Genomic DNA, 24638 nt, shown 5'->3' with positions numbered 1-24638 from the left:
TCCGATCGAGGGAGGAAACATGAGGACATTCGTACGGCGGCTCGCCGCGGTGACGGCCGCCGCCGTCGTGGGCGCGGTCATGACGGTGCCGGGAACGGCACAGGCCGAGGTGTCGCGCAATGACGGGATCTACGTGATCTCCGCGCTGCACAGCAGCAAGTGCCTGGACGTGCAGGACGCATCGATGAACCACATGGCCAACGTGTTGCAGGCCAACTGCACCGGCACCTGGAACCAGCAGTGGATCCGCAGATACGCCACGACGGGCTGGTTCATGCTGGTCGCCCGGCACAGTGGTAAGTGCCTGGACGTCGCGTGGGCGAGCACGGCTCACGGTGCCGACGTGATCCAGGGCGACTGCTGGGCCGGCTACAACCAGCAGTGGCGTGAGGGTCCGGTTCAGTCGGACGGCACGATCTCGCTGATCGCCCGGCACAGTGGCAAGTGCCTCGACGTCCAGGACGCGAGCACGGCCCACGGGGCCAACGTCCTGCAGGGCACCTGCTGGAACGGCCGCAACCAGCGCTGGTACATGAATCCGGTCTACGTTCCCTGACCGGCAGGCCCGCTGGTGGCGGCCTGTCCTTCCGGACCGTCACCGGTGTGGGCAGGACAGGCCGCCTCGCCGTCCCACGGGGCTGGCAGGATGGCGGAGACCGAAGCAGGTCAGGGGGCCGGGGTCGGCAGCGTCGCCGGTGGTTCGCAGACGCCGACCTCGGTCATACCGTGGACGGCCGCGACGGGAACGAGGGTGCGCGCCTTGGCGGTGATCCGGTTCGGGGCCTGGCCCGGATCGGGCAGCACGGTGACGTAGCCGTCAGGCTCCAGCGAGACCAGACCGCAGATGATCCCGTGGTCGTAAGTGAGCTGAATGAGCTTGGCAGGGGTGGGGGCAGCCGGGGCGAGCCAGCCGAGCAGCACCGTCGCGCCGAGCACGGCCAGCCCGACCACCGCGAGGCGGCGTACCGGCGTCAGGGCCGAGACAGGCTGCCCGGCAGGTGCCGACGCGGCCGCGATGGCGAGCAGGACCGCTCGCACCAGCAGCGCGAATCCGGCCAGCAGCAGGGCGGCGGACAGCACCCGCACGCTCCAGTGCACGCTGGCGAGTTCGGCGGGGCCGCGTAGCACGAGCACGGCGGCGAGCAGCGCGGTCACCGCGGTCAGTCCGTTGCGCCAGACCGCGGCCTGCGCGGCGTCGGGGGGATCCTGCGGCGGCTCCTCGGCGGCGAGGGACCGTTGTTCGGGTACGGGCTCGTTCTCGGTCATCGGGCGCTACCTCTGCTCTGTCCGTGGCGCACCACCCCGGGCAGGGGGCGCAGCGATGAGCGTAGATCAATGGGCACGCTCCCATCCAGAGTGTCCGGACCGGATCGGGTCCGTTTACACAGATATCGCGCCGGGTCAGACGATGCCGGCGTGCAGGTACACCTCGGTGGACTCGCCGGATGCGTACAGTGCCACGTCGACGTCGACCAGCGGGTCACCCGAGACGGGCCGACGGTGCACCGAGCGGTACCGGCGGTCGTGGTCCTGCGGCCAGCCGAAGCCCGCCGTCGTCTTCGGGTCGAAGGGCAGACCGGCCGACTCCTCCGGCTCGCCGGTCAGGAACATGCCGTTGAGCACGAGGAACTGGTTCATGCAGTGCCGGTCTCCCGCGAAGTGCAGGTAGAACGCGTCCGCCTCCCACTGGGCATACCGGTGGTAGCGCACGCTGCCGGTGGCGCAGTCGGGCAGGCCGAGACGGTAGCGGCGCAGGGTGCCGGGCAGGTCCTGTGACTGGCTGCCGGGGTAGGCGCGCGGGTCGTGCACCGTGTGGCCGCGCGACAGCACGTACCACAGCACCAGCAGGACGAGCACGATCAGCGCCGCCCCGGCCCGCAGCCAGCGCCGGGACAGGCCCGGCCGGCGGTGGCGGGCACGGCCACCCTGCGCCACCCGCTCAGCGGACTCCACGTCGAGCACGTCCATCGGTCCCCCCACCGGATCTTGCTTAGGCGACCCTATCGCGCGATCACGGCGACCACCCCGACTTGGCACGTGCCATGCCGAAGGCTCCTGCGAACGACCGTCCAGGTCGGAGTCCGCGGTCCGACCGCTGATCATGACATGCGCTCACGATCACGGACACCGCCCCGGACGGCGGACACCGGCCCGGCCGGGCGCGTGCCACACTGGGCCACCATCCCGCCGATCATGGAGTCCCGCGTGTCCACGACCGACCCCTACTCCCATCCCGGTCCCGTCCCGAGCGGCGGCTTCCTGCCCCCGGACGACGCCTTTCCGCCGGAGCTGCCGACCGGGCCCGAGGTGCTGGTGAACGTGCCCGGCGAGGGCCTGTCCGGCTGGGCGCGCAAGACGACCGGCGTGCTGCGGCGCGGCTGGCGGCAGCAGCTGGCGATCTTCGCGATCACGCACGCGGTGCCCGGCTTCCTGCTGTACACCGCGGCCGTGGCCGGTCTGATCACGCTCTGGAACAGCGACGCCGGCCAGGTCATGCTCGTCAGCGACCGGGTGGCCGAGGGCGTCGGCACGCTGGTCCTCACCGTGGTCGTGCTCATGCTGCTGACGGCGCTGCCGTTCCGGCTGCTGGGGTACGCCGCGGCGACCTGGTCCGCGGTCCGGCAGGCGGCGGGGCTGCCCGCCCCCGTCGGGCGTGCCCTGGCGTACGGGCTGCGCCGCGTCCCGGCGATGCTGGCCTGGAGCCTGGTCACCTACCTGATCACCGCTGTCGCCATCGTCAGCTTCTTCCTGTGCTTCGCCACCATCTTCTCCTTCGCCGCGCTGGTGCCCACCGTGATCGCGCTCGGCTACTTCATGATGATCGCGGGCATGGTCGGACCGGCCGTCCTGTTCGAACGCCGCAAGGCGCTGCAGCGCGCCTTCGACACGGTGAACAACGCCTTCTGGGCCAACGCCGTCCGGCTGGCGGTGCCCGGCGTGGTCCTGTACCTGGCGTACCGGTACAACCATGTGATCGAGGCCGCCGGCGCGGTGCTCGGGTTCTCGGCCGGGGTGGGTGACCAGCTGGGCCTCGGCCTCGCCATCGCCGCGGTGACCGCGTCGGCGGCGTTCGAGGTGCCGGTCGCGATGCTGCTGTTCCCGTCCGTGCTGGTGACCTACCTGGAACGGCGCGCGGTGGTGGCACGCAACCTGCGTACCCCGCACCTGCTGGCCGAGCTGGGCTGACCCCGCGCACCGCCTGCGGCGCTCAGCGCTGCAGACGGTGCCGGGACACGACCACCGCCAGCCAGGCCGAGCGGACCTGCCGGAACGCGTCGACCTGATCGCAGCCGCCGGGGTAGGGGCCCGCGGCACGTAACCGGCCCGCGGCCAGTTGCAGGTCGCGCACGGCGGCGAGATAGGAACGGCCCGCCCGGGACTGGGTCGACACCCGATGCCGGGTGCGCAGCCAGGTCACGCGCACGTACGTCCTGCCGTCGTTCCTGATCACAAGCCTGATCGACACGCCCTCGCGTTCCCGCACGATCATGTAACGAGCGAACGCGTCACAACCGCACATTCCCGTCGCCGAACGGTTTTCCGAGTGCGGGTTCGCCGCAGATCCTGCGCCGCGTGGTCGAACATCCGGGCGACCGTGACCCGTCCGCACGCATGCCGTGCCGCAGGTTCACGGTCGCCCGGAGCGGCGATCGCCGATCAGGCGGACTCGGCGTCGAGGTCGGCCAGGCGGCGGGCCTCACGGTCGCGCCAGGCGCTCGCCATCGAGATACGGCCGTTGCTGCGCAGCAGCGAGCCCTCGTAGAGCCGGGCGCCGACGAGCAGCACGCCCAGCGCGGTGACCGCGAGCAGCACCAGCGACACGACCGGCTCCCAGCCCGCCGCGTCACCCTGGAACAGCCGCACCGGCATCGCCGTCGGCGCCGTGAACGGGATGTACGACAGCACCTTCATCACGGCCGGGTCGCCGCTGAACATGGCCACCCCGAAGAACGGCAACAGGACGATCATCTGCACCGGCATCGACGCGCCGCTCAGATCCTCCTGCCGGTCGACCAGCGCGCCGACCGCGGCCCACAGGGCCGCCAGCATCACGAAGCCGACGAGGAAGAACGGCAGGAACCAGCCGATGGCGGGTCCGAGCAGGGTCAGCAGGCCACCGTCGGCGGGACCGGCCACCCGCATCCCGGCCAGCGCGACCACGGCGATCAGCGCGATCTGCCCCATCGCGAGCACCGCACCGGCCAGCACCTTGCCCGCCAGCAGCACCCGCACCGGCACCGCGGCGGCCAGGATCTCGACCACGCGGGTCTGCTTCTCCTCGGTGACGCTCTGCGCGATCTGCAGGCCGAACATCAGCGACACGAAGAAGAAGATCAGCGCGAAGAACATGGGCACCAGCACCATCAGCGTGTCGTCGAGCGCGCTCGGGTCGAGCAGCTCGACGGTCGGCCGGGTGCTCAGCGCGTTCACCAGGTCGCTGGGGGCGTCGGTCAGCGCGACCACGGTGCCGTCGCCGAGCAGTGCCGCGTCGACGTCGCCGTCGCGGACCTGGGCCCGCGCGGTCGCCTCGTCGGCGACCGTACGCACGTCCAGCTCGGCCGCGCCGAGTGCGGCCGGGGCCGTGCCGACCACCGCGACCGACGGCGGGCCGCCGCCCAGCAGCACCGGCAGCAGCGTCGCACCGACCGAGAACAGCAGGAAGAACACGGTGCTGAACAGGAACGTCTTGTCACGCAGCTTCACCCTGATCTCGCGGGCGGCCACGACGCGTACGGCTTCGAAGGTGTTCACTGGGAGACCTCCCGGAAGATCTCTGCGAGGGACGGGGTGACCGGGCCGAACGCGCGCACCGGGCCACGGGACAGGGCCGCCTGCAGCACCTGCTGCTCGTCGGCCGACGGGGTGAGCTCGAAGACCGCGTGCGCGCCGTCGAGGTCGAGCAGCCGCACGCCCGGATGGTCACGCAGCCAGCCCGCGTCGCCGTCGACGGTCAGGGTGTACCGGGGCAGCGTGTGCTCGGCGCGCAGCTGCCCGCGCGCGCCCGCGGCGCGGATCCGCCCGGCCGCGATGATGACCAGGTCGTCGCACAGGCGCTCGACGACGTCGAGCTGGTGGCTGGAGAACAGCACCGGCACGCCGCGCTTGGTCCGGTCCCGCAGCACCTCCACCACGGTGTCCACGGCGATCGGGTCGAGGCCGGAGAACGGCTCGTCGAGCACGAGGATGTCCGGTTCGTGGATCAGCGCCGCGGCGATCTGGGCCCGCTGCTGGTTGCCCAGCGACAGCTTCTCCAGCGGGTCACCGGCCCGCTCGCCCAGGCTCAGCCACTCGATCAGCTCCTCGGCGTTGCGGCGTACCGCGTCGTGGCCCAGCCCGTGCAGGCGGCCGAGGTAGATCAGCTGGTCGCGGACGGACATCTTCGGGTAGAGGCCGCGCTCCTCGGGCATGTAGCCGATCTTGCGGCGCACCTCGCGGGTCATCCGGGCACCCGCCCAGGTCACCTCGCCGGCGTCGGGGGCGAGCACGCCCATGATGATGCGCATGGAGGTGGTCTTGCCGGCGCCGTTCGCGCCGACGAACCCGGTCATGCGCCCGGCGGTCACGTCGAACGAGACGTCGTCGAGCACCTGCCGGTCGCCGAACCTGCGGCTCACCGCGTTCAGGCGGAGCACTGTCGTCATACCCGACGACGGTAGGCGCGGCGCGGCGCGCTGAAGTCAGCCCAGGGATCGATCTTGTCTCCGCCGCGAGGGGGATCCGTCAGCCGCCGGGGGTGACCACGCCGTGCTCGTACGCGAACACCACCGCCTGGGTGCGGTCGCGCAGCCGCAGCTTCGCCAGCACCCGGCTGACGTGCGTCTTCACGGTCGCCTCGCCCAGGTAGAGCCGGGTGGCGATCTCGGCGTTGGTCGCGCCGCCGGCCAGCAGGACCAGCACCTCGTACTCGCGCGGTGTCAGCTCCTTCAGCTCCTGCGCCGAGGCCGAGGGCGGCGTGGCGGCGGGCCGGGCGAACTTCGCGATGACCCGGCGGGTGATCTCCGGGGCGAGCAGCGCGTCGCCGCGCGCCAGCACCCGCACCGCCTCGATCAGCGCCTCCGGCGAGCCGTTCTTCAGCATGAACCCGCTGGCCCCCGCCTGCAGGGCGGCGAACAGGTAGTCGTCGCGGTCGAAGGTGGTGAGGATCAGCACCGCCGGGCCGTCACCGGCGGCGGCGATGCGCCGGGTCGCCTCCAGCCCGTCCGTGCCGGGCATCTCCACGTCCATCAGCACCACGTCCGGCGCGGTCTGCGCGGCCAGCGCGACAGCCTCCTCTCCGTCGGCGGCCTCACCGACGACCGTCAGGTCGTCCTCCGTCTCCAGGATGACCCGGAACCCGGTACGCACCAGCCGGTGGTCGTCGGCGACCAGGATCCGGATCACGTCCGGATCGTCGGCTCCGCCGCTGACCGGCTGCGTGGAACGCCCGCTCATGCGGCCGCCTCCGCCGACTCGACCGGGCACAGCGGCTGTGCCGCGAGCGGGAACCTGGCCCGCACCCGGAAGCCGCCCTGCGGCCGCGGGCCGACCTCCAGCGTGCCGTCGTGCGCGGCGACCCGCTCACGCATGCCGATCAGCCCCAGACCGGCGCCGGGCCGGTCGGCGCGGCTCCCGCGGCCGTCATCGGTGGACTCCACCTCCAGCTCCTGAGCCAGATAGCGGATGCGTACGTCGATGGTCGTCGCCCCGGCGTGCTTGAGGGTGTTGGTCACCGACTCCTGCACGATCCGGTACGCGGCCTGCGACAGCGAGTCCGGCAGCGGCACCGGCGCGCCGAACACGCCGAACCGGGCCGCCAGACCGGCGTCGCGGGCCCCGGCCAGCAGGCTCTCCACCCGCTCGACCCCGACCGTGGCGGGCCCCTCGTCGGTGCCGGTGCCCCGGCGCAGCAGGCTGAGCATGCGGCGCAGCTCGTCGACCGCGGTGCGGGCACTCTGCTCGATCGCCGCCAGCGCCGTACGCGCCCGCGCCGGGTCCTTGTCCATCACCCGGCGGCTCGCCGCGGCCTGCACACCCATCACCGACACGTGGTGGGCGACGACGTCGTGCAGCTCCCGGGCGATGCGCAGCCGCTCGCCCATGACCGCCCGCTCCCCCGCCTCGTCGCGGGCCCGGCGCAGCTGCTCGGCCTGTTCGTGCAGCTGGTGCTCCCGGCGCGCGGCCACCCAGGCCGTCTCGCCGAAGAAGAAGGCGAACCCGAACATCAGCGCGTTGACCAGCAGCGCGCTGACGATCGCCGCGAGCAGCGGCGGCACCGGCCCCCGCGCGCCCTCGAACGCGTCCGCGGGCACCGCGTCGATCGACAGCCCGATCGACAGCAGCAGCCAGGAGAACATCGCCGCGATGATGCCCGCCCGCACCTGCCGCGAGCGGCGGTGGTCGCCCGCCCAGGCCCCGGCGGTGTAGATGGCGCAGAACAGCGCCCCGGTCGCGAGCTGCATCTCCGGCGCGGCCCGGACCTGCGCGACGATGAACGCCGCCGACACGACCACGGCGATGGTCAGCGGGAAGCGGCGGCGCACCGCGAGCGGCACGGTGATCGCCAGGCACCAGCACACCTGCTCGGGCCAGCTCGGCGGCGGGCCGAGATGGAACGCGCCGGTGCTCGTGGTCAGGGTCAGGTTGAACAGCGCCACCGCGGTCACCGCCAGCCCGATGAACACATCGGCCCGGCGCTGCTCGGCGGTCGGGCCGGGGCGTCGCCAGGCGTCGGAGCTCCCCAGGGTGGTCATCCCGCGACACTGACACACCGGCGCACCCGGACGCCAACTCGTCCGCCCGGCGTACGCACGCATGGTGTTGAATGTCTTGATCCGCCGACCCCTGGAGTGGCCATGCCTCGCACCGTCGTCCCGCCCGTGCGGTTCCGCAGCCCGAACGCGGGCCCGGTCGGCGGGGACGGGCTGCCCGAGCGGCTGGTCAAGTACGTCCCGGCGGAGACGCTGGCGTTCTTCGTGCCGCTGGCCGCGGTGGTCGGGCCCGAGCGCCGGGCGCTGCTGATCACGCTGGTGGCGGTCGGCCTGGCGGGGACCGTCGGCTACCTGTGGCTGGCCGGGCAGAAGCTGCCCGCCGACGAGCGGCCGCTGCCGCACTTCTACGTGCTGGCGGCCGTGGCCTACCTGTGCTGGGCGGTGGGCACCAGCGCGCACGCCGCCGCGCTGATCGGGCTGGACCAGGTCGCGGCCGGGGTGGTGCTGACCATGGCGGTGTTCCTGGTGCCGCTGGCCGACGAGCTGCTGGTGCGCCTACGCCGCCCGGCCGGCTGACGCGCGGTAGATGCCGGGGCGGGCCCGCTCGACGGTGAGCTGGGTGTCGCCGTACATGACGTACAGCAGGCCGAGCGGGTTGCGGAAGTCGCGCAGCAGGTCGCGGCGGGCCCAGACGACGGCCTCGCCGAGCGGGCGGCGCGCCTCCAGCAGCCGGCCGTAGAACGCTGCCGCGAAGCCGCCCGCGACACCGTCGGGCACGTCGGTCTCGGTGCCGATGAACGCCCGGTGCCCGTGGTTGAGGAACCAGCGCGGGAACGAGTACGCCGTCAGCGGGTTGGTGCGCGAGGACGCGCACGCGTTCAGGATGATCACGGCGCGGTGGCCCGCCGTGCTCCGGTCGGCGAAGAACCGGTCGTAGTAGCCCTCGCGCAGCTCGCCGAAGGTCACCCGGCGGGTCTTGCCGTTGCGCGTCGACAGGACCAGCGCGTAGTCGTCGTCGAACTCGGCGCTGGTGTCGCAGTGGCAGGCGAAGTGCTGCACCTGGACGGGAACGCCGTCACCGGGGCCGCCGTCCAGCGGCGCGCCGTCGTACAGCGCCCGCAGCAGCGAGGTGCGGACGGCCTCCTCGTCCTGCGACACCGGCCACGGGCCCTCGACCTGCACGTGAGCGCCGAGGGAGGCCAGGAAGCGCTCCTCGTCGCGGGCGCTGCCGAGCTCGCGGTGCCGCAGGAACTGCACCGGCAGCGCGGGCTCGTTGCGCAGCACGGAGTCGGCGGTCGCGCGGGCGGGCACCACCCGGCGCACCACGGTCGCGAAGCCGAGGAAGCGCGACGCCGCCCGGACCAGGTCGTCGTACGTACGCAGCGGCGGTAGCGAACCGAAGTCGAACAGCGGCAGCAGCTCCAGCGGCAGGGTCTCGTCCCGGCAGTGCAGCTCGATCATCGGGAGCGGCCGGTGCGGGTCGTCCCACTGCGCGGCCTGCCACAGCGGCCACGCCGCCCGGAACGCCGACTCCAGCCGCAGGAACCGGGCGATGTCGTCCGGGATCAGCATTCCGGTGAGTTCCCGGCCCGCGTTGAGCAGGATGCGCAGCGCGGTGGCGGCCTGCTCGGTGGTCGCGTTGAGCCGGGCGACCAGCGGCACCACGCGGCGCAGGTACTCCCCGGCCTTGCGGCGCATCGCCTCCAGCGCGCGCCGGTCGGGCAGCGGCAGGTACACGGTCTCGCCCGTGGCGGGGAACTCGAAGCACACCTCGACGCCGGGGCCCGAACGCGGTGCGCGGATGGAGACGGTGGCGATGACCTCGCTCAACCGTGCTCCCCGTCCCCGGTGGCGAGGTCGGTCTCCAGCTCGATGCTCTGCAGCGTGCGCCTGCCCTGCGCGACCCGCACCCACAGCCACGGCGAGTCGCTGAGCGCGTCGTCCTCGCTGAACGGCCCCAGCGTGAACTCCGTCGAGGACGCGCGGTCGTGCCAGGCGGGCACGGCCACCGCCGTCCGGCGCAGCGCGGCCTGGTCGCTGTCGATCTCCACCTCGAATCGCACCCGATCGTCGGTGACACCACCGGTGACGACGAGCGGCTCGCTGACGCCACGGATCGGGTACGGCGCGATGGTGATCATCACGCGGTAGGTGCGCGCCGGGTGCAGCTCGAACCTGCGTCGCGGTGACACCGAGACGGGCCCGTTCTCGTCGGACACCTCGACGGCGATCCAGCCGTCGTAGTTGACCAGCGGCGGGCCGTAGAGGGCCTCCTGGACCGCTCCCGCCACGCTCGCGCCGAGCCGCGCCTCCACGGCCTCAGGCTCGTACATCTCCTCCACGATCCGCAGGTACAGCTCGTTCGGGTGGGGAAGGTCGGCGATGCGGCGCAGCGGGCTACGCCACCCCGCACTCTCCACGTGGAAATCGCCGAAGTCGAGCACCCGGCCGGCCGGGGTCTGGAAGTAGCTCATGTCCGTCACCCGCAGCAGCGGCATCATCGCCACCCGCCGGGTCAGCACGCCCTCGATGAGCATCAGCCGCCGGTTGGTGAGCACGAACCGGGAGAACCACCAGTGCGCGGCGCGGTGGGCCGCCAGCAGCAGCGCCCCGACGGCGATGAGCGTCACGACGAGGGTGGTGTACTCGGGCTTGATCCGCTGCACGGCCAGGGTGATCAGCAGCCCGGTGTAGACGGCGATCAGGCAGAGGCCCCTGACCAGCCTGATCACATGCCTGCGCCACTCACCTCGATACCGCTCGGTCGGGAACAGGTAGGGCGCCGTGGTCCGGGTGGGCTCGTCGCCCAGCGGCAGGACCGGCAGCGTGGCCGGCTCCAGCCCCAGTCCGGCCAGCTCGTCCTCGTTCAGCGGGTCGAACGCGACGTCGTCGCCGGGCACCTGATCGCGGCTCACGCCGTACCGGCCGAGGTCGGCTCCACCCTGGATGCTGGCATGGCGCCATGGTACGGGCGCGCTGCGTTCCGCAGTGGACGGACGTCGGCGTCACCCGGTTCGCGGGTGACGCCGACGGTGCGCCGCCGCGCTACGCCCGCGCGGCCGCGACCTCGGGTGCGGACGCCCGAGGTCGCCGGGCCAGGTGGTTGGCGTACACGAGCAGGAAGACCGCCACGTGCACGGGTGTCCGGACGGCGAGCGTGAACAGGTATTCGGCCAGCGGGCCGCTGCCGACGTACCCCGCCGCGATGATCTCGACGCTCATGGACAGGAACCAGAAGGAGACCGGCACGGCCGCCGCCACGATGCCCCAGGACACCAGCGCCGGGCGTGCCCTGGCCGCGAGGGTGCCCAGCGCGACCGCGCTCAACGCCCAGAGCGCCCCGGACGCGAGGTGGGACCGGTTGGGCAGGTGTCCGCTCAGCAGCGGCCAGGCCGCCAGTGTCGCGTACGGGCTGCCGAAGCACCACAACGGCAGCAGCACCGGGCGGATCAGCTGCGTCACCCCCGGGGTGACACGTGCGCAGATGATCGCCAGCCCGGCGGCGGCCAGGATGCTGCCCGCGCCGACCCAGGCCTGCCAGGTGACGGTGTCCTCGCTGTAACCGGTCGTCCAGCCCAGTGCGAGTTCCAGGTAGACCATGGGCAGCCCGGCGAGCAGCACGAGCGACAGCACCGCGTGCGCGAGGTTCCGTCCCGGCCGCACCACGACCGCCGCCTCGCGGTGCGGCCGCGACACGGCCAGGCTCGCCGCGTAGCGCAGCCGCCGGCCGCCTCCGGGCAGGGCGTGCAGCTCCGCCCGCCATTCGGCGAGCATCTCCGCGCGCAGGTCGGCGGGCCAGCGCCGGGCAGCGCTGCTGAGCAGTGCGTGGCACAGGCGCCTGATCACGCGGCAACCTCCTGCGACGCTTCGGCCACGGGTGCCGCGCGGTGTCGCAGCACCAGGACATGCGCGTACACGAACAGGAAGATGATGACGTGGAGCAGTTCCTGCTTGCCGACCGCGAAGAGGAAGGCGGGCAGGTATTCGCCGCCGAAGAAGTACTCCATGCCCAGTGCGGAGAAGTCGCTGAGGGCGCTGTGCAGGTGCGCGAACCAGAACGTCACCGGCACGGCGATCACCACGATCACCCAGGAGAGCAGCCTCCACCCGGCTCCGGCGACCTTGGCCGCCAGCGTGCACAGCGCCACGGCGCTCAGCGCCCAGTACGTCATGTCGGTCAGCATCGCCCCGTCCAGCCCTCCGCCGACCAGGTAGTAGGCCACGACGGTCACGTAGCCGACGCCGACCGTCCAGCGCGCCACCGACATCGGCTCGATCACGCGCGTCACGCCTGTGGTGAGGCTTCCGCAGACGGCGCCCAGCACGGCCGCCGCCACGACGCTCCCACCGGCCACCCAGGTCTGCCACACGACGGTGCCCGGATCCATGCCGGAGGTCCAATTGAGCGCCAGCGGCAGGTAGACCGTCGGCAGCACCGTGATCAGCGCCAGCCACAGCAGTCCGTGGGCGACGGCGCGCTGCGGGCTGATCAGGACAGCTCCTTCCCGATGCGGCCGGGAGGTGGCGAGGCTGGCCGCGTACCGCAGGCGCTGTGCCGTGGTGGGCAGGACGTGCAGTTCGGCCTGCCACTCGGCGAGCATCGCGGCGCGCAGGTCCACCGGCCAGCGCCGCGCCGCGCGGGCCAGCAGCGTGTGGCACAGTCGGCTGATCATGCGGTGGCCTCCTTGGCGGCGACGTGCGGGTGCGCCGGCCGGGTCTGCTCGTGCAGTTCGGCGAGCCGCTGCCGGGCGACCGGCAGGGCCGCGGGGGTGAGCCGGTAGTACGCGCGAGCGGGGCGGCCCGCCTCGGACGGGTCGATGTCTTCCCAGCGTTTGTCGAGCCAGCCGGCTTCGGTGAGGCGGGCCAGGATCGGGTACAGCGTCCCGCTGGGCAGCCCGGACGACTGCATCAACTCCATCCCGTAGTGGTCGCCGGACGGGTCGGCGACCAGGGCCGCGAGCACCCGTGCCACCGGCACGGTCAGGCGCAGTTCGGTGTTCATGGTAGGGACTCTACATAGGGTCGGGCTCCCGCGAGGGGCGCACTGTCCGTCTTGACACGACACCGGCCCCCCAAGATACTTCTCGCGTGAAGCATCCCGCTGACGCGGCGGTGCCGTCACCTGAATCCGAATAGCACGCCGAGCCGATGCCACGACCGCGACCTACGCGGTCCCATGGCGTCGGCTCTTGCTGTTTACGCAGGTCAGCGGCCACATTTCACACGGACAGATACAGCGTATTAAGAGCGATGAAACAGAACTGAAATCGCGCTCGCCGACGCTAGCCGTGCCTGGCATTCAGGCGGACGCCCACGGGCCGGCACAACCGGACGAAGCCTTCGCCGCGCGCTGCCGGCATCCGGATAGGACCGATCTCGCACCACCACGGGCCGGCACGTGACACGCCGAGGACGCCGACGTCTCCCGCCCCGGTGCTTCTCCCCCTTGACCTGTGCTCAGCCGATTCAGGGAGATACCCCACCATGCTCCGATTCCACCGACGCCGCCTCGCGGCATTCAGCGTCGCCCTGGCCGCCGCGCTGGCGGTCAGCGCCTGCGGCAGCAAGACCGGCGAAGGCGACGACACCGGCGGCGTCACCGCCGACACCTCGGGCGACACCGTCAAGGTGGGCCTGCTCAACTCACTGTCGGGCACCATGGCCATCAGCGAGGTCACCGTACGCGACGCCATCATGCTGGCCGTCGAGGAGATCAACGCCGCAGGCGGTGTACTCGGCAAGAAGCTCGCCCCGGTCGGCGAGGACGGCGGCTCGGACTGGCCGACGTTCGCCGAGAAGGCCGAGAAGCTGATCAAAGTGGACCGGGTCGCGGCCGTGTTCGGCTGCTGGACCTCGGCCAGCCGCAAGGCCGTGAAGCCGGTCTTCGAGGAGAACAAGGCGCTGCTGTTCTACCCCGTCCAGTACGAGGGCCTGGAGCAGTCGCCGTACATCTTCTACACCGGCGCGACCACCAACCAGCAGATCGTGCCCGGCCTGGACTACCTCAAGGCGCAGGGCAAGAAATCGGTCTACCTGGTCGGCAGCGACTACGTGTTCCCCCGCACCGCAAACAAGATCATCAAGGCGTACGCCGAGGCCAACGGCCTCAAGGTGCTCGGCGAGGACTACGCGCCCCTGGGCAGCACGGAGTTCGGCACGATCGTCAACAAGGTCAAGGCGTCCAAGGCCGAGGCCGTGTTCAACACCCTCAACGGCGACAGCAACGTGGCCTTCTTCAAGGAGTACAAGTCTGCGGGCCTGACCGCTGCGGCGATGCCGGTCGTGTCGGTGTCGATCGCCGAGGAGGAGGTCAAGAGCATCGGCACGCAGTACCTGTCGGGGCAGCTCACGGCGTGGAACTACTACCAGACGACCACGGGCGCGGCCAACGACAAGTTCGTCAAGGCGTACAAGGCGAAGTTCGGCGCGGACAAGCCGACCAGCGACCCGATGGAGGCCGCGTACGTGTCGGTCTACCTGTGGAAGGCCATGGTCGAGAAGGCCGGCTCGTTCGACGTCGAGAAGGTGAAGGGCGCCGCGGACGGCGTCACCTTCGAGGCTCCCGAGGGCCTGGTCACCATCGACGGCGCGACGCAGCACATCCACAAGACGGCACGCATCGGCAAGATCGGCGACGACGGCCTGATCACCGAGGTGTGGAACTCCGGCAGCCCGGTCAAGCCGGACCCGTACCTCAAGGGCTACCCCTGGGCGTCCGGCCTGTCCTGACCCACCGTCGGCGGTGGAGCGGCCCGGCCGCTCCACCGCCCCGTCCCAAGGCGGCAACGCATGACAGTGATCCTCGGGCAGCTGTTCACCGGCGTCAGCATCGGCGCGGTGCTGCTGCTCATCGCGCTCGGCCTGGCCCTGACCTTCGGCCAGATGAACGTCATCAACATGGCGCACGGCGAGTTCATCATGGCCGGCGCCTACACCACGTACGTGCTGCAGCAGACCGTCACCGACGCGGGCCTGTCGCTGCTCGTCGCCCTGCCCGTCGCCTTCGCCGTCGCGGGCGCGATGGGCGTGCTGCTGGAATGGGCGCTGATCCGCCGCCTCTACACCCGGCCGCTGGACACGCTGCTGGTCACCTGGGGCGTCTCGCTGATGCTCCAGCAACTGGCCCGCGATGTCTTCGGCGCACCGAACGTGCAGACCAAGGCCCCGGACATCCTCACCGAGAGCACCTCGCTCGGCACGGACCTCAGCATCGCCAACAGCCGCCTGTTCATCCTCGGCCTGGTCGTGCTCGCCGTCGCCGCGCTGACCGCCGCGCTCAGGTTCACCCCGCTGGGCCGCCGCATCCGGGCCGTGGTGCAGAACCGCGACCTGGCCGCGGTGTCCGGCATCGCGACCGGGCGCGTCGACCGGCTCACCTTCTTCATCGGCTCCGGCCTGGCCGGGGTCGCCGGGGTCGCGCTGACCCTGCTCGGCCCCATCGGCCCGACCATGGGCACCAACATCATCATCGACGCCTTCCTCGTCGTCGTGGTCGGCGGCATCGGGCAGCTCAAGGGGAGCGTGATCGTGGCCTTCGTGCTCGGCATGCTGCAGGCGATGGTCGAGTACCTGACCACGCTCAGCGTCGCCAAGGTGATCGTGTTCGTCGCCATCGTGGCGTTCCTGCAGTGGCGGCCGCAGGGCCTGTTCACGCTGCGGACCAGGAGCCTGGCATGACGAACCTGAGTCCGCGCACGCGGGTGTGGCTGGGGTTCGGGCTCGGCGCGGTGGTGCTGTTCGCGGCCGCCCCGGCGCTGCTGACCGACTTCCGGCTCAGCCTGCTGGCCAAGTACCTGTGCTTCGCGATCGTCGCCGTCGGCATCGGCCTGGCCTGGGGACGGGGCGGGCTGCTCACCCTCGGCCAGGGCGTCTTCTTCGGCCTGGGCGGCTACGCGATGGCCATGCACCTCAAGCTCGCCGACGCGGGCGAGGGCAACATGCCCGACTTCATGGAGCTGTACGGGCAGCTCGACGAGCTCCCCGCGTGGTGGGCCCCGTTCGCGAACCCGGTGTTCGCGCTGGCCGCCACGGTGCTGCTGCCGATGCTGGTCGCGTTCGGGCTCGGCTCGCTGGTGTTCCGGCGGCGCGTGCGGGGGGCGTACTTCGCGATCCTCAGCCAGGCCCTGGCCGCCGCGATGGTGATCCTGCTGATCGGCCAGCAGGGCACCACCGGGGGCACCAACGGGCTCACCGACATCGAGGGCTTCTTCGGCTACGACCTCGACGATCCGGTCAACCAGCGGATGGTCTACTTCATCATCGCCGGGGTGCTGCTGGCCCTGCTCGCGCTGACCCGCCAGCTGATGCACTCCCGCTACGGCGAGCTGCTGGTCGCCGTACGCGACTCCGAGAACCGGGTGCGCTTCCTCGGCTACAACCCCGCCAACGTCAAGCTCGTCGCGTACGTCGTCGCGGCGGGCATGGCGGGCCTGGCCGGGGCGCTGTTCGTGCCCGCGGTCGGCATCATCTCCCCCGCCCTGATCGGCATCGTGCCCTCGATCGAGTTCGTGATCGGGGTCGCGGTCGGCGGCCGGGCGGCGCTGCTCGGCCCCGTGCTCGGCGCGGTCGCCGTGGCGTGGGCGAAGACGGCCCTGTCCGAGCGTTTCCCCGGCACCTGGACCTACCTGCAGGGCGCGATGTTCGTGCTGGTGGTCGCGTTCCTGCCCGGTGGCCTGGCGTCGCTGTGGGGCATGGTGCGGCGCAGGCGCGAGCGCCAGCCGGACGCCACGGTCCCGGCCGACGGCGACCGGGTGCTGGTGCAGGAGGTGGCCGCGTGAGCGGGCAAGCGGCGGCGAGTGCCGCCGACCGGCGAGCACGGCTGATGGCGCGGGCGACCGGCCGGAGGAGGACGGCATGAGCGAGACGGCAGGCGGCCTGCGGATTCGCGGGCTGCGGGTGGTGTTCGACGGGTTCGTCGCCGTGGACGGCGTCGACCTCGATGTGGAGCCCGGTGACATCCGGTTCCTCATCGGACCCAACGGGGCGGGCAAGACGACGCTCGTCGACGCGGTGACCGGGCTGGTCAAGGCGACCGGTTCGGCGCGCTTCGGCGAGCAGGAACTGCTCGGCCGGGACGTGCACCGCGTCGCCCGGCTGGGCGTGGGGCGTACGTTCCAGACGGCGGCGCTGTTCGAGGAGCTGACGGTGCTGCAGAACCTCGACATCGCGGCCGGTGCGGGCCGCAGCCCGTGGACGATGCTGCGCCGTCGCGGCACGGTGCCCGACGACGTCGCGCAGGCGCTGGAGACGATCGGGCTGACCGGCCGGCGCGACGTGCTCGCGGGCACGCTCGCGCACGGGCAGAAGCAGTGGCTGGAGATCGGCATGCTGCTGGTGCAGAACGCCCGGCTGCTGCTGCTCGACGAACCCGTCGCCGGGATGAGCCACGAGGAGCGCGAGGCGACCGGCGAGCTGCTGGGCAAGGTCGCCAGCGACCGCACCGTCGTCGTCATCGAGCACGACATGGACTTCCTGCGCCGCTTCGCCCGCACCGTCACCGTGCTGCACGCCGGGAAGGTGCTCAGCGAGGGCACGGTCGCGCAGGTGCAGGCCGACCCGAAGGTGCAGGAGGTCTACCTCGGCCACACGGCCGACGCGGTGGCCCAGGGGGCGGAGGCGTGATGCTGCGGATCGAGGGCGTGCACGCCGGGTACGGCCGCAGCAGCGTGCTGCACGGCGTCGACGTGACCGTCGAGGACGGCACGGTCGCGGCCGTGCTCGGGCACAACGGCGCGGGCAAGAGCACCCTGCTCCGGGTCGCGATCGGCCTGCTGAAACCGAAGCAGGGCATGGTGCTGTTCGGCGGCGAGGACGTCACGAGGCTCGCCCCGCACGTGCGGGTGGCGCGCGGCATGGCGTACGTGCCGCAGGGCCAGCAGTGCTTCCCGCACCTGACCACGGCCGAGAACCTGCAGCTGGTCGCCGACGGGCGGCGCGGCGGCAGGCAGGCCATGGCGTCGGCGCTGGAGCTGTTCCCGGCCCTGCACGGGCTGCTGCGCCGCCGGGCCGGGCTGCTGTCCGGCGGGCAACGCCAGCAGCTCGCCATCGCCCGCGCCCTGATCACCCGGCCGAAGCTGCTGCTGCTCGACGAGCCGACCGAGGGCATCCAGCCCAACGTCGTCGCCGAGATCGAGCAGGCGGTGCTGTCCCTGGCCGGGGACGGGCTGTCGGTGCTGCTGGTCGAGCAGCATCTGGGGTTCGCGCTGCGCGCGGCGCACCGCTACCACGTGCTCGAATCGGGCAGAGTGACGTCATCCGGCGCGGGCGGCACCGGCGCCGAACCCGCCGTACGCGCTGCCCTCACCGTGTAGAAGGACGGTTCATGTTCCTCACCCAGCATGAGCAGGAACGGCTGCTCATCCATGTGGCGGCCGACGTCGCCGAGCGGCGCCGTGCCCGCGGCCTACTGCTCAACCACCCCGAGTCGGTCGCCATCATCACCCGTTTCCTGCTGGAGGGCGCCCGCGACGGGCGCACCGTGGTCGACCTGATGGACGCGGGGGCACAGGTGCTCACCCGCGCGGACGTGCTCGACGGCGTCCCCGAGATGCTGAAGGAGGTGCAGGTGGAGGCCACGTTCCCGGACGGCACCAAGCTGGTGACCGTGCACCACCCGATCCGATGATCCCGGGCGAGATCCTCTTCGGCGAGGGTCCGGTCGCGATCAACGTGGATCGGCCGATCACCACGCTGACCGTCGTCAACACCGCGGACCGGCCCGTACAGGTCGGCTCGCACTACCACTTCGCCGAGGCCAACCCGGGGCTGGACTTCGACCGGGCCGCGGCCTGGGGCCAGCGCCTGGCGGTGCCCGCGGGCACGGCGGTGCGCTTCGAACCCGGCGTGACGCGTGAGGTGGAGCTGGTCCCGCTGGGCGGGGCGCGCATCGTGCCCGGCCTGCGCGGCGAGTGCGGAGGCGAGCTGTGACCGCGACTTCCGGGCGGCGTCGGCGCCGATCGACCCCCATAGACGCTGGCCTATCACGTGGAAAATCCGGCCCCGAAATTCGACGTCATAGGCCAACGTCTATGCGCAAAAGCCGCGTCACACACACGCGCCAGTCGAGGGAGGGCCTGTGACGATCCTGGTCAGCCGCGAGCGCTACGCCGCGCTCTACGGCCCCACCACCGGTGACCGCATCCGGCTCGCCGACACGAACCTGCTCATCGAGGTCGAGGAGGACCGCTGCGCGGGCGGCGACGAGGCCGTCTTCGGCGGCGGCAAGGTGATCCGCGAGTCGATGGGCCAGTCGCGGGCCACCCGCGCGCAGGGCGCGGTCGACACGGTCATCACCGGGGCGGTGATCCTGGACCACTGGGGCATCGTCAAGGCCGACATCGGCATCCGCGACGGGCGGATCGTCGCGATCGGACGCGCCGGCAATCCCGACACCATGCCGGGCGTACACCCGGATCTGGTCATCGGACCGGCGACCGAGGTCGTCGCGGGCAACGGCAAGATCGTGACCGCCGGGGCCGTGGACACCCACGTGCACTTCATCTGTCCGCAGCTCGTGCACGAGGCCCTCGCGGGCGGCGTGACCACGCTGGTCGGGGGCGGCACCGGCCCGGCCGAGGGCACCAAGGCGACCACGGTCACCGCGAACGCCTGGCACCTGGCCCGCATGTTCGAGGCGCTGGACACGTTCCCGGTCAACGTGCTGCTGCTCGGCAAGGGCAACACGGTCTCCGAGGAGGCCATGTGGGAGCAGCTGCGCGCTGGGGCGGGCGGGTTCAAGCTGCACGAGGACTGGGGCACCACCCCGGCGGCGATCGACGCGTGCCTGCGCGTCGCCGACGCGTCCGGGGTGCAGGTGTCGATCCACACCGACACCCTGAACGAGGCCGGGTTCGTGCAGGACACCCTGGCCGCGATCAACGGGCGGGCGATCCACTCGTACCACACGGAAGGGGCCGGGGGCGGGCACGCGCCCGACATCATCACGGTGGCGAGCCTGCCCAACATCCTGCCGTCGTCGACGAACCCGACCCGGCCGTACACCCGCAACACCCTGGCCGAGCACCTGGACATGCTGATGGTGTGCCACCACCTGAACGCGGCCGTGCCCGAGGACCTGGCGTTCGCGGAGAGCCGCATCCGGCCGTCCACGATGGCCGCCGAGGACCTGCTGCACGACCTCGGCGCGATCTCGATCATCGGCTCGGACTCGCAGGCGATGGGCCGCATCGGCGAGGTGGTGCTGCGCACCTGGCAGACCGCGCACGTGATGAAGGACCGGGTCGGCTCGCTGCCCGGCGACTCGTCAGCCGACAACCACCGGGCCAAGCGGTACGTCGCGAAGTACACCATCTGCGCGGCGATGGCCAACGGGCTGGAGGAACAGATCGGCTCGGTCGAGCCCGGCAAGCTCGCCGACCTGGTGATCTGGGACCCGGCGTTCTTCGGGGTGCGGCCGCACCTGGTGATGAAGGGCGGCATGATCGCGTACGCGCAGATGGGCGACGCGAACGCGTCCATCCCCACTCCGCAGCCGATGCTGCCCCGCCCCATGTTCGGCGCGTACGGCGTCGTGCCCGCCAAGACCTCGCTCGCCTTCGTCGCCCCGGCGGCCCTGGACGCGGGTCTGGAGCTGGACGTCAAGCGGGCACTGGTGCCCGTCGCGGACGTGCGCTCGCGTGGCAAGGCCGACCTGCCGCACAACAGCGCGATGCCGCGCATCGAGGTCGACGCGGACACGTTCACGGTCCGCATCGACGGCGCGGTCGTCGAACCGGACCCGCCGACGGTCCTGCCCATGGCCCAGCGGTACTTCCTCTTCTGAGGCACGGTCTGTTCTGATGCACCGCACCGCATACCTGCTGCTGGCCGACGGGCGCTTCCCGTCCGGCGGCCACGCCCACTCCAGCGGCCTCGAAGCGGCCGTCGTCGCCGGCCGGGTCACCGACCTGGCCGGCCTGGAGCAGTTCCTGCACGGCCGACTCTCCTACGCCGCCCCCGTCACCGCCGCCTTCACCGCCGCCACGCACCTGTCCGCCACACGGATGGGAAGGGCACCTTCCTTCGCGGAATCCGATGTGAAGGTGCCCTTCCTCTCCCTGGACCGGGAGCTGGAGGCGCGGACGGTGTCACCGGCGCTGCGGCTGGCGTCGCGGCGGCAGGGCCGGGCGCTGCTGCGAGCGGGGCGGCTCACCTGGCCGAGCGAGCTGTACGGGCACCTGCCCAAGCACCCCGACGGCCCACACCAGCCGCTGGCGCTGGGCATGACGGCGGCCGCGGCGGGACTGTCCACGGAGGAGGCCGCCCAGCTCGCCGTGTACGGGGTGCTCACCGGACCGGCCAGCGCGGCGGTGCGGCTGCTCGGGCTGGACCCGTACCAGGTGCAGAATCTGCTGGCCAGGATGGCCGGCGCATGTGACGAGATCGCGGCAGCCGCCGCGGCGGTCGCGCACAAGTCCCCGCAGGAGTTGCCGGCCCACGCGGCGCCGCTGGCCGACATCTCCGCCGAACTGCACGCCACCTGGGAGGTGCGTCTCTTTGCGAGCTGACCACGCCTACGACCACGACGAATCGGTGCCCCACACCCACCCGGAGCCGGGCGTCGATCCGCACCCGCCGCTGCCCCGCCTGGACCGGGCGGTGCGCATCGGCATCGGCGGGCCGGTCGGCTCCGGCAAGACCGCGCTGGTCGCCGCCCTGTGCCGGGCGCTGGCCGGGGAGCTGCGGCTGGCGGTGGTGACCAACGACATCTACACCACCGAGGACGCCGACTTCCTCAAACGGGCCGGGGTGCTCGACCCGTCCCGTATCCGCGCCGTGGAGACCGGCTGCTGCCCGCACACCGCCATCCGTGACGACATCTCCGCCAACCTCGACGCCGTCGAGGAGCTGGAGGACACGCTCGGCCCGCTGGATCTGGTGCTGGTCGAGAGCGGCGGCGACAACCTCACCGCCACGTTCAGCAAGGGCCTGGTCGACCAGCAGATCTTCGTGGTCGACGTGGCCGGTGGCGACAAGGTGCCCCGCAAGGGCGGCCCCGGCGTCACCACGGCCGACCTGCTGGTCATCAACAAGACGGACCTGGCCCCGCTGGTCGGGGCGGACCTGGCCGTGATGGACCGCGACGCCCGCGCCCGCCGGGGCACGTTGCCCACGGTCTTCCAGTCGATCGCGAAGGACCCGCACGCGAGTCAGGTCGCCGACTGGGTACGCCACCTCGTCGCACACCGCCGAGGCGACGCCGAGGCGCACGGTCACGACCACGCCGACGAGCTCGGTCGCGGGCCCGCGACCGCCGGGATGCGCTGATGCGGGCGCTGGCCAGGATCGTCGCCGAGGCCGACGGGCGCGGCGGCACCCGGCTGGCGCGCCTGCGCGGCGAACCGCCCCTGCAACTGCGGCACACCCCGGACGGCTCGGCGGCGGCGACGGTGCACCTGATCGGCAGCGCCGCCGGGCCGCTCGGCGGCGACGACCTGCGCATCGAGATCGAGGTCGGCGAGGGAGCGGTGCTGTGCGTACGCTCCGTCGCCGCCTCGATCGCCCTGCCCGGCCGGGACGGGTCGCCGTCCCGCACGACGGTCACCGCGACCGTCGCGGCGGGCGGTGAGCTGCGCTGGCTGCCCGAGCAGCTGGTCGCCGCGGCGGGCTGCCGCCACCTGGCGTCGTCCACCGTGGAGCTGGCCGCCGGGGCGCGCCTGCTGTGGCGGGAGGAACTGATCTGCGGCCGCCACGCCGAGCAGCCGGGCGACGCCACGGTGAGCACGTCGGTCGACTACGACGGTGCCGCCCTGCTGCGGCAGTCGCTGACGGTCGGTCCGGGCACGCCGGGCTGGGACGGCCCGGCGGTGCTCGGCGGGGCCCGCGCGACCGGTTCGCTGCTGACCGTCGACGCCGCCGCGCCGCCCGCGCCACCGGCCGTGCTCGGCGCGACTGCGGTGCGGATGCCGCTGACCGGCGCGGCGACACTGGTCAGCGCCACCGCCCCGGACGCGCACGTGCTGCGCGGCTACCTCAGCACCGGAGAGCGCTCTCCGTACGGGGGATGACGCGATCACGATCGAAGGTGTTCACTGGCGGAGTGCGCGATTGGGAGGCCGACTACACCGACTTCGTCACCGTCTACGCCGGACGGCTGCGTCGCCTGGCGTACGTGCGCTGCGGCGACTGGGACACCGCCGACCGGCTCACCCGCCGGGTGCTGCTGGCCGTCTACCGGCGCGGCAACTCCCCCCACCAGGACCCGCCCGAGGTGTACGCCGAACGCGCCCTGCTCGGCCTCCTCGGCGCCCGCACCGGCCCGCAGGACGCCGGGGACGGGTCCGACGTGCTCGCGCCTCCGGTGCCGTTCCACTCCGACGAACTGCTGGCAGCCGGACGGGCCCGCCGCCGGGTGGTCCGCGCCGTCACCGCCGCCGTCACGGTGATCGGCGTCGTCGCGGCCGGTGCCGCCCTGATGCTGCTGCGCCCGGTCCCCGGCGGCACACCCGTGCCCGAGGCCGAGGACTGCATGGCCGGGCTCCCGTCGACGAGCGCGCCGCCGTCCCCGAGCGTGCTGTCACCGACCGGTACGCCGTCGCCCGGCCCCGCCGATGACGCCGGTATGGACCGGCTCACCGCGCTGACCGGCGACCTGCCGCTGCGCGGCGCGACCGTGATGCCCGAGCAGGTGCGGCGGGAACGGCTCAGCTGCGAGGTGGGCGCGTACTTCCGCAGCAAGGTGAACCCGGCCGGGCTGGAGCGGATCGACCTGGGACTCGACGGGCGCGGCGACGAGCGGCCGCTGGCGGCGCTGCTCGACCCGGCGATCGGGCCCGCCGCGCTGACGGTGAGCGTACGGGTCGCCACCGCCAGCGGGCAGGGCACCGTGACCATCTCGGCCGCGCCCACCGTCGCGGTCCCCGACCAGCGGCACTGCGCCCGTCTGGCCATCTGCCGGCTGTCCACGGTCACCGAGGACGGCCTGGTCATCGAGCAGTACGGCGTACACGACACCCCCGAGGCCCAAGCCGCCGGACACCGGCTGGGCGCCGACGCGGACTGGTGGTCGGTCGCCGTCTACACCGGGCACAGCATGGTGCTGGTGACCATCACGAACACCCTCGACGTCCGGGCGGCGCTACCGGCCAGCACCCAGTACACGCCGCTGGGCGAGCAGGTGACGGCCCTGGCCGCCGACCCCCGGCTGGCGGTGTTCGACCCGCCCGCCTCCGCGACCCCGACCGACCCCGCGACCAGCCGGTGATCACTTCGTCGCTGTGGCCCGATACTCGGACCACTGTCGTCGCACTTCGGCGATCGCGGCCGCATGCCGCTCGACGAATCGCGCCAACTCCGGCTGCACGGCAGACATGACGTGCGTGTGAAGATCCGAACGGCAGCCGCTGTCCACGTCGGCCGCAGTCCGCTCGAACGCCACCGCCGCAGTCCAGCGGGCGTCGGACTCCATGACCTTCCAGCCAGCTCCGGGGTCGGGAAACCTGCTCTCCACCAACTGATAAAGCTCAAGGAAGTTCCGAACGGGATAGCCAGTCTCCGTCATGCAGTCGCCGTAGGCCGTCAGTTTGACCGCGGCCGACGGACTCTTCTCCTGATCACCGAGCAGCTTTTCCAGTTCGGCGGCGAGTTCGCCCTGGCCGTCGGGGACGAAGGTCGCGACGTCCGGTGCCGCCGTGATGCAGGGGCCGAGCGCGGCACCGTAGGCGGCACAATCCGCATCCGTCCGCAGCGCCGTGTAGCCGGTGTTGGACCGCGCGTCGGCCGCCTTCGCGACGTTCTGCTTGAACGACGTGATGCCGAACCCGTACTCGCCCAGCGGGGCCAGCGACGTCAGGTCACCTAGCACGATGGGACGGCCAGTCGCCGCGTTCCCGGGCGTCGGCGCACTCGGCGATCATCCAGCCGGGCACCGCGTGCCGCTGGACCAGCCGCCGTTCGCCGAGGGTCGCCGCGATCCCGCTCACCACCGTGCCGTCCCCCGAGTCCGCGCGTGCG

Annotated in this window: 29 protein-coding genes; 15 read left to right on the top strand and 14 right to left on the bottom strand. The window is 72.2% G+C overall.

Annotation, left to right across the window (positions count from 1 at the left end):
• Positions 1–19: 19 nt before the first annotated feature.
• The gene (locus tag HAV40_RS08330; RefSeq protein ID WP_166380292.1) at positions 20–556 is read left to right on the top strand and encodes an RICIN domain-containing protein; all 537 of its coding nucleotides are present in this window, start codon (positions 20–22) and stop codon (positions 554–556) included.
• A 110-nt stretch (positions 557–666) separates the two neighbouring features.
• Here HAV40_RS08330 and HAV40_RS08325 read toward each other — a convergent pair whose 3' ends face one another.
• Together HAV40_RS08325 and HAV40_RS08320 are read right to left on the bottom strand one after the other, a co-directional pair.
• Entirely contained in the window at positions 667–1266 is a 600-nt protein-coding gene (locus HAV40_RS08325) for a hypothetical protein (RefSeq protein WP_166380291.1), read from the bottom strand.
• 135 nt (positions 1267–1401) lie between these two features.
• Positions 1402–1980, bottom strand: a complete 579-nt coding sequence (locus HAV40_RS08320) for a hypothetical protein (RefSeq protein WP_166380290.1) — start codon at positions 1978–1980, stop codon at positions 1402–1404.
• 225 nt (positions 1981–2205) lie between these two features.
• Between HAV40_RS08320 and HAV40_RS08315 the strand changes: the two genes are divergently transcribed.
• Positions 2206–3186 carry a hypothetical protein gene (locus tag HAV40_RS08315; RefSeq protein ID WP_166380289.1) on the top strand — a complete coding sequence of 327 codons (981 nt, stop codon included), beginning with the start codon at positions 2206–2208 and terminating at the stop codon, positions 3184–3186.
• Between the two features lie 22 nt (positions 3187–3208).
• Here the strand turns inward: HAV40_RS08315 and HAV40_RS08310 are convergent, their stop codons facing one another.
• The 5 genes from HAV40_RS08310 to HAV40_RS08290 all read right to left on the bottom strand — a co-directional run bounded on the left by HAV40_RS08310 (position 3209) and on the right by HAV40_RS08290 (position 7730).
• Entirely contained in the window at positions 3209–3490 is a 282-nt protein-coding gene (locus tag HAV40_RS08310; RefSeq protein WP_166380288.1) for a hypothetical protein, read from the bottom strand.
• Between the two features lie 167 nt (positions 3491–3657).
• Positions 3658–4752, bottom strand: a complete 1095-nt coding sequence (locus tag HAV40_RS08305) for an ABC transporter permease (protein WP_166380287.1) — start codon at positions 4750–4752, stop codon at positions 3658–3660.
• Positions 4749–5642 (bottom strand): ABC transporter ATP-binding protein, encoded by an 894-nt coding sequence (locus HAV40_RS08300; protein ID WP_166380286.1) that lies wholly within the window; start codon positions 5640–5642, stop codon positions 4749–4751. Before HAV40_RS08300 ends, HAV40_RS08305 begins: the two co-directional genes overlap by 4 nt.
• 79 nt (positions 5643–5721) lie before the next feature.
• On the bottom strand, positions 5722–6432 hold the full coding sequence (locus HAV40_RS08295) for a response regulator (RefSeq protein WP_166380285.1): 711 nt from the start codon (positions 6430–6432) through the stop codon (positions 5722–5724).
• A complete protein-coding gene (locus HAV40_RS08290; protein WP_166380284.1) occupies positions 6429–7730 on the bottom strand; it encodes a sensor histidine kinase in 1302 nt (433 codons plus the stop codon). The genes HAV40_RS08295 and HAV40_RS08290 overlap by 4 nt, the downstream gene beginning before the upstream one ends.
• A 102-nt stretch (positions 7731–7832) precedes the next feature.
• On the opposite strand from HAV40_RS08290, the gene HAV40_RS08285 reads away from it, so the two are divergent.
• Positions 7833–8264 carry a hypothetical protein gene (locus HAV40_RS08285; RefSeq protein ID WP_166380283.1) on the top strand — a complete coding sequence of 144 codons (432 nt, stop codon included), beginning with the start codon at positions 7833–7835 and terminating at the stop codon, positions 8262–8264.
• Here the strand turns inward: HAV40_RS08285 and HAV40_RS08280 are convergent.
• The 5 genes from HAV40_RS08280 to HAV40_RS08260 all read right to left on the bottom strand — a co-directional run bounded on the left by HAV40_RS08280 (position 8244) and on the right by HAV40_RS08260 (position 12690).
• Positions 8244–9518 carry a CHAT domain-containing protein gene (locus HAV40_RS08280; RefSeq protein WP_166380282.1) on the bottom strand — a complete coding sequence of 425 codons (1275 nt, stop codon included), beginning with the start codon at positions 9516–9518 and terminating at the stop codon, positions 8244–8246. The genes HAV40_RS08285 and HAV40_RS08280 overlap by 21 nt on opposite strands.
• Positions 9515–10603 (bottom strand): PH domain-containing protein, encoded by a 1089-nt coding sequence (locus HAV40_RS08275; RefSeq protein ID WP_166380281.1) that lies wholly within the window; start codon positions 10601–10603, stop codon positions 9515–9517. Before HAV40_RS08275 ends, HAV40_RS08280 begins: the two co-directional genes overlap by 4 nt.
• Before the next feature lie 130 nt (positions 10604–10733).
• Positions 10734–11534 (bottom strand): hypothetical protein, encoded by an 801-nt coding sequence (locus HAV40_RS08270; RefSeq protein ID WP_166380280.1) that lies wholly within the window; start codon positions 11532–11534, stop codon positions 10734–10736.
• Positions 11531–12361, bottom strand: coding sequence for a hypothetical protein (locus HAV40_RS08265; protein ID WP_166380279.1), 831 nt, complete (start codon positions 12359–12361; stop codon positions 11531–11533). Before HAV40_RS08265 ends, HAV40_RS08270 begins: the two co-directional genes overlap by 4 nt.
• Complete coding sequence (locus HAV40_RS08260) at positions 12358–12690, bottom strand: PadR family transcriptional regulator (RefSeq protein ID WP_239085698.1); 333 nt, start codon at positions 12688–12690, stop codon at positions 12358–12360. Before HAV40_RS08260 ends, HAV40_RS08265 begins: the two co-directional genes overlap by 4 nt.
• 482 nt (positions 12691–13172) lie before the next feature.
• On the opposite strand from HAV40_RS08260, the gene urtA reads away from it, so the two are divergent.
• From urtA to HAV40_RS08200, 12 genes are all read left to right on the top strand, one after another.
• Complete coding sequence (gene urtA, locus HAV40_RS08255; protein ID WP_166380278.1) at positions 13173–14417, top strand: urea ABC transporter substrate-binding protein; 1245 nt, start codon at positions 13173–13175, stop codon at positions 14415–14417.
• Positions 14418–14477: 60 nt separating this feature from the next.
• Positions 14478–15365, top strand: coding sequence for an urea ABC transporter permease subunit UrtB (gene urtB, locus HAV40_RS08250; RefSeq protein ID WP_166380277.1), 888 nt, complete (start codon positions 14478–14480; stop codon positions 15363–15365).
• The gene (urtC, locus tag HAV40_RS08245; protein ID WP_166380276.1) at positions 15362–16465 is read left to right on the top strand and encodes an urea ABC transporter permease subunit UrtC; all 1104 of its coding nucleotides are present in this window, start codon (positions 15362–15364) and stop codon (positions 16463–16465) included. The genes urtB and urtC overlap by 4 nt, the downstream gene beginning before the upstream one ends.
• Before the next feature lie 76 nt (positions 16466–16541).
• Positions 16542–17309 carry an urea ABC transporter ATP-binding protein UrtD gene (urtD, locus tag HAV40_RS08240; RefSeq protein ID WP_166380275.1) on the top strand — a complete coding sequence of 256 codons (768 nt, stop codon included), beginning with the start codon at positions 16542–16544 and terminating at the stop codon, positions 17307–17309.
• Positions 17309–17998 (top strand): urea ABC transporter ATP-binding subunit UrtE, encoded by a 690-nt coding sequence (gene urtE / locus HAV40_RS08235; RefSeq protein WP_166380274.1) that lies wholly within the window; start codon positions 17309–17311, stop codon positions 17996–17998. Before urtD ends, urtE begins: the two co-directional genes overlap by 1 nt.
• Before the next feature lie 11 nt (positions 17999–18009).
• Positions 18010–18312 (top strand): urease subunit gamma, encoded by a 303-nt coding sequence (locus HAV40_RS08230; RefSeq protein ID WP_120320779.1) that lies wholly within the window; start codon positions 18010–18012, stop codon positions 18310–18312.
• Positions 18309–18614, top strand: coding sequence for an urease subunit beta (locus HAV40_RS08225; protein WP_166380273.1), 306 nt, complete (start codon positions 18309–18311; stop codon positions 18612–18614). Before HAV40_RS08230 ends, HAV40_RS08225 begins: the two co-directional genes overlap by 4 nt.
• Positions 18615–18762: 148 nt before the next feature.
• Positions 18763–20469, top strand: a complete 1707-nt coding sequence (locus HAV40_RS08220) for an urease subunit alpha (protein ID WP_239085699.1) — start codon at positions 18763–18765, stop codon at positions 20467–20469.
• A 16-nt stretch (positions 20470–20485) separates the two neighbouring features.
• Positions 20486–21193, top strand: a complete 708-nt coding sequence (locus tag HAV40_RS08215; protein WP_166380272.1) for an urease accessory protein UreF — start codon at positions 20486–20488, stop codon at positions 21191–21193.
• Positions 21183–21953: an urease accessory protein UreG gene (ureG, locus tag HAV40_RS08210; protein ID WP_166380271.1), complete on the top strand. Its 771-nt coding sequence runs from the start codon at positions 21183–21185 to the stop codon at positions 21951–21953. Before HAV40_RS08215 ends, ureG begins: the two co-directional genes overlap by 11 nt.
• Entirely contained in the window at positions 21953–22693 is a 741-nt protein-coding gene (locus tag HAV40_RS08205; RefSeq protein WP_166380270.1) for an urease accessory protein UreD, read from the top strand. The genes ureG and HAV40_RS08205 overlap by 1 nt, the downstream gene beginning before the upstream one ends.
• 32 nt (positions 22694–22725) lie before the next feature.
• On the top strand, positions 22726–23889 hold the full coding sequence (locus HAV40_RS08200; protein WP_166380269.1) for a hypothetical protein: 1164 nt from the start codon (positions 22726–22728) through the stop codon (positions 23887–23889).
• Here HAV40_RS08200 and HAV40_RS08195 read toward each other — a convergent pair whose 3' ends face one another.
• Positions 23890–24489, bottom strand: coding sequence for a hypothetical protein (locus HAV40_RS08195; protein WP_166380268.1), 600 nt, complete (start codon positions 24487–24489; stop codon positions 23890–23892). It abuts the gene before it with no gap.
• Positions 24479–24610 carry a hypothetical protein gene (locus HAV40_RS38825; RefSeq protein ID WP_275413431.1) on the bottom strand — a complete coding sequence of 44 codons (132 nt, stop codon included), beginning with the start codon at positions 24608–24610 and terminating at the stop codon, positions 24479–24481. The genes HAV40_RS08195 and HAV40_RS38825 overlap by 11 nt, the downstream gene beginning before the upstream one ends.
• Positions 24611–24638 lie beyond the last annotated feature (28 nt).

It is taken from the genome of Catellatospora methionotrophica, assembly GCF_011297335.1.
Lineage (GTDB): Bacteria > Actinomycetota > Actinomycetes > Mycobacteriales > Micromonosporaceae > Catellatospora > Catellatospora methionotrophica.
Note: the sequence above shows the minus strand (reverse complement) of the source record. Positions and strands in the feature narration are given on the sequence as shown.

Bases quoted from the DNA above. Each gene is read 5' to 3' on its own strand.
- urtB (WP_166380277.1), top strand. From the start codon at position 14,478: ATGACAGTGATCCTCGGGCAGCTGTTCACCGGCGTCAGCATCGGCGCG.
- HAV40_RS08230 (WP_120320779.1), top strand. From the start codon at position 18,010: ATGTTCCTCACCCAGCATGAGCAGGAACGGCTGCTCATCCATGTGGCG.
- HAV40_RS08295 (WP_166380285.1), bottom strand. From the start codon at position 6,432: ATGAGCGGGCGTTCCACGCAGCCGGTCAGCGGCGGAGCCGACGATCCG.
- urtA (WP_166380278.1), top strand. From the start codon at position 13,173: ATGCTCCGATTCCACCGACGCCGCCTCGCGGCATTCAGCGTCGCCCTG.
- HAV40_RS08300 (WP_166380286.1), bottom strand. From the start codon at position 5,642: ATGACGACAGTGCTCCGCCTGAACGCGGTGAGCCGCAGGTTCGGCGAC.
- HAV40_RS08225 (WP_166380273.1), top strand. From the start codon at position 18,309: ATGATCCCGGGCGAGATCCTCTTCGGCGAGGGTCCGGTCGCGATCAAC.
- HAV40_RS08265 (WP_166380279.1), bottom strand. From the start codon at position 12,361: ATGATCAGCCGACTGTGCCACACGCTGCTGGCCCGCGCGGCGCGGCGC.
- urtE (WP_166380274.1), top strand. From the start codon at position 17,309: ATGCTGCGGATCGAGGGCGTGCACGCCGGGTACGGCCGCAGCAGCGTG.
- HAV40_RS08290 (WP_166380284.1), bottom strand. From the start codon at position 7,730: ATGACCACCCTGGGGAGCTCCGACGCCTGGCGACGCCCCGGCCCGACC.
- urtD (WP_166380275.1), top strand. From the start codon at position 16,542: ATGAGCGAGACGGCAGGCGGCCTGCGGATTCGCGGGCTGCGGGTGGTG.
- HAV40_RS08205 (WP_166380270.1), top strand. From the start codon at position 21,953: ATGCGGGCGCTGGCCAGGATCGTCGCCGAGGCCGACGGGCGCGGCGGC.
- HAV40_RS08260 (WP_239085698.1), bottom strand. From the start codon at position 12,690: ATGAACACCGAACTGCGCCTGACCGTGCCGGTGGCACGGGTGCTCGCG.
- HAV40_RS08330 (WP_166380292.1), top strand. From the start codon at position 20: ATGAGGACATTCGTACGGCGGCTCGCCGCGGTGACGGCCGCCGCCGTC.
- HAV40_RS08215 (WP_166380272.1), top strand. From the start codon at position 20,486: ATGCACCGCACCGCATACCTGCTGCTGGCCGACGGGCGCTTCCCGTCC.
- HAV40_RS08285 (WP_166380283.1), top strand. From the start codon at position 7,833: ATGCCTCGCACCGTCGTCCCGCCCGTGCGGTTCCGCAGCCCGAACGCG.
- HAV40_RS08310 (WP_166380288.1), bottom strand. From the start codon at position 3,490: ATGATCGTGCGGGAACGCGAGGGCGTGTCGATCAGGCTTGTGATCAGG.
- urtC (WP_166380276.1), top strand. From the start codon at position 15,362: ATGACGAACCTGAGTCCGCGCACGCGGGTGTGGCTGGGGTTCGGGCTC.
- HAV40_RS08325 (WP_166380291.1), bottom strand. From the start codon at position 1,266: ATGACCGAGAACGAGCCCGTACCCGAACAACGGTCCCTCGCCGCCGAG.